A 570-nucleotide genomic window follows, 5' to 3' on the forward strand; every position below is an offset into this window, starting at 1 on the left:
GAGAATTTAACAACGTTAATTGATTTTGTGCAAAATCCTTATTTTACTGATCAAAATGTAGAGAAGGAAAAGGGGATTATCGGACAGGAAATCAATATGTATGGGGACAATCCGGACTGGCGTGTATATTTCGGTCTAATCGAAGCGTTATACGTCCGACACCCGGTAAGAATCGATATTGCCGGAACGGTGGAGTCGATCTCTCACATCACGAAGGAGACGCTATATTCATGTTACCGTTCGTTTTATCACCCCAGCAATATGAGCTTATTTATCGTTGGTGGGATTCAGCCTGAACCGATTATGGAATTGGTCCGAGTGAATCAGGCGGCAAAGTCCTTCCAGCCACAAGGTGAAATTCGCCGTATCTTCGAAGACGAGCCGGAGCAAGTGCAACAGAAGGTGAAGCGGATCGAGCTGCCGGTCTCCTTGCCCAAATGCATGTTCGGCTTCAAGGAACCGGTTCACAATGAGGATGGAAATTCCTTGTTGCGTAAGGAACTGACCACAAAGCTAGTGTTAGATGCCTTATTAAGTGCGAGTTCATCCTTGTATCAGGGTCTGTATGAT

1 protein-coding gene is annotated in these 570 nt (G+C 45.4%); it reads left to right on the forward strand.

Annotated elements, in window-relative coordinates:
• Positions 1 to 570 (forward strand): EF-P 5-aminopentanol modification-associated protein YfmH (gene yfmH, locus AC1DWB_RS37050; RefSeq protein ID WP_477546013.1); only part of this gene is annotated, 570 nt, incomplete at both ends.

Source organism: Paenibacillus sp. P4_E11, assembly GCF_056401635.1.